Consider the following 2655-nt stretch of genomic DNA (forward strand, 5'->3'; position numbering starts at 1 on the left):
TGGGGATCGGCGGCAGGCAGACCAGTGTGGTCGCCCGCCTGTGCCGCACGCTCGCCGACGCGGGCATCGAAATCGGACCGATCTCGGCTTCTGAGCTGCGCGTCTCGGTCCTGTGCCCTGCCGACCGCCTCGACGAGGCGGTGCGAGCGCTGCACCGCGATTTCGGGCTGGACGGCGCCGGGGAAGCCATCGTCGAGTCGGGGACGGGCCGGTGAACGCCCGGCCGGTAGAAGCGGCGCCCTCAGCCCTCAGGGTGGCCGTCCTGGGCTGCGGCGTGGTGGGCACCGAAGTGGTGCGCCGGATGCGGGGCGCCCATGCGGAACTGGCCGAACGTGCCGGCGTACCACTGGAACTGGTGGGCATCGCGGTGCGCCACCCAGAGCAGGACAGGGGCCTGGCCATCGATCCGGGTCTGTGGACCGACGACGCGCTGGGGCTGGTCGAACGCGGTGACGTCGATATCGTCATTGAGCTGCTCGGTGGTCTGGAACCCGCTCGTTCCCTGGTTCTCACAGCGATGGAACGCGGGGCGTCCGTGGTAAGCGCCAACAAGGCGCTGCTGGCAGCGCATGGCCCGCAGCTTCACGAGACAGCCGCACGCCACGGCGTGGACCTGCTGTACGAAGCGGCCGTGGCAGCAGCGGTCCCTGTCCTCGGCCCGTTGCGCGACTCCCTATGCGGGGACCGGATCAACCGGATCACCGCCGTGGTCAACGGAACCACCAATTACATTCTGGACCAGATGACACGCACCGGCGGTGACTACGCCGCAGCGCTGAAGGAAGCGATCGACCGAGGCTATGCCGAGGCAGACCCGTCGGCTGACGTCGAGGCGACGGACGCGGCAGCCAAAGCGGTGATCCTCGCATCATTGGCCTTCCACACATGGCCCGATCCCGCGCAGGTGTACAGGGAAGGGATCACCGGCGTGACGGCCCAGGACGTCGCAGACGCCCGGGCATGTGGTCGCGTGGTGAAACTGGTAGCTCTGCTGGAGCGGTCCCGCGAACCGGACGGGACCGCACAGGTACTGGCCAGGGTCCGGCCCACCATGGTATCCCGCCACCACCCCCTGGCGGATATCGCAGGAGCAGACAACGCCGTTCTGATAGATGCGCACGCCGCTGGCCGCCTGCTGTTCGCAGGGGCAGGCGCGGGCGGCATCCCCACCTCCGCATCCGTGCTGGGCGATCTGGTGACCGTGGCCCGCCGACGGCTGCAAGGCCGCTTCGAAGCCGGTCCCACCTTTGCGGTGCAGGCGCGGGCCCGAGCCACGAGTACGCGACATCGGGGACCACAAAGCCGCTACCACCTGCGAATATCGGTCCGAAACCCAACCGCGGCACGGGCTGAGATAGGCGCTGTACTGGCTCGCGCGAACATCGGCGTCACCTCCATACGCCCGACCGTCGACGACCGAGCACTGCTGATCCTCACAGCGCTTAGCGAAGAATCGACGCTGTCACAAATCCTGGCCGAACTCGCAGCACTGCCTTCGGTCAGCGAAATGCCCCGTGCCCTGCCGATGCTCGACGCACGTGAGGAGTAGCGGACTTCGCGGCCGCTCGCCCTCTGAGCCCGCGCTCGACCTGAACTACATGGACAACGACTCGCCGACCCGCGACCCAGTCGGACAACCAATGTCGCCTCACTGATGCCCACACCGGTCGGTGTCACGAGCGCATGCCTTGCGCCCAATCCAGCACGACCGCCTGAGGTACTCGGAGAAAGCCTTGCTCCCACCGCCAACGCTGTGACAGCAAGCAGCGCGGTTGCCTCATAAACATAGCCCCCCGACCACGAAAGGGAAGCGAAAGTCACTTCGCCCGATGACGTCACGGCTGATGCCCAGTACGCCATCCCGACTACCGCAACTTCGAAACTGCACGCCGAAGCGGGTTCGGAAAAGATCAGATTCTTCCAAACAGCTCCCGAAAACTCGCTGTGTCCCACACCACAGAATGACCGCCCCAGTCATACCAAGGCACCAAATGCAACAGATGCTCTGCAGGCTCTGCGGAGCCCTGAGGAAGGCACGCTCATGAATACCCGTCAAAAATTCGACGTCGCCTATATCACCTACGACGGACACGACCCTGACCGTCTGGCAGTCCTGCAGGCACTTCAACGCAAGGGACTCTCCGTGAAAGCCGTCCGCTGGTCGGATGAGAAGATCGACTGGACGGCCTACCAAGTAGCACTCCTGCGCAGCGCGTGGGACTATCCGTCCCATCGGCAAGAATTCCTGGAGCGGATGCGTAGCGCCGACCGTACATGCATCCTTATGAATCCGCTCATCACTCTGGAATGGAACACAGACAAACGGTACCTGCGGACACTCGAAGAGCGGGGCGTGCCAGTGGTCCCGACGAATTGGCTGGCCGCTAATCCAGACCTGACCGACGCCGACGTCGCTCAGCAAATCCCGGGCGGATCCCAAGATGTGGTGGTCAAGCCGTCCGTCGGCGCCGGCGGACGGCAGTGCTATCGAACCGCGGACCGTGTCCGCGCCCGCGCGTACGCTGCGACCCTCGCACGCGGTGGAGACCACGTCCTCATCCAGCCCTACATGGAATCTGTTGAAGGCGAGGGTCCGCGCGGTGCGCAGGGCGGGCTCGGCCGCCGCACCGAGTGCCGTCAGAGCCCGGCTGAGAC

The 2655-nt window shown here is 65.7% G+C and carries 3 protein-coding genes; all 3 read left to right on the forward strand.

What is annotated here, in order from left to right:
- Nucleotides 1-215 (forward strand): ACT domain-containing protein (locus tag ACWD1Z_RS37065; RefSeq protein WP_451125269.1); only part of this gene is annotated, 215 nt, incomplete at its 5' end.
- Nucleotides 212-1549: a homoserine dehydrogenase gene (locus ACWD1Z_RS37070; RefSeq protein ID WP_451125271.1), complete on the forward strand. Its 1338-nt coding sequence runs from the start codon at nt 212-214 to the stop codon at nt 1547-1549. The genes ACWD1Z_RS37065 and ACWD1Z_RS37070, both read left to right, overlap by 4 nt.
- Nucleotides 1550-2041: 492 nt before the next feature.
- Nucleotides 2042-2655, forward strand: a 614-nt coding sequence (locus ACWD1Z_RS37075; protein WP_451125273.1) for an ATP-grasp domain-containing protein, incomplete at its 3' end; no start/stop codon positions are given.

The sequence above is a fragment of the Streptomyces sp. NPDC002784 genome (assembly GCF_053592135.1).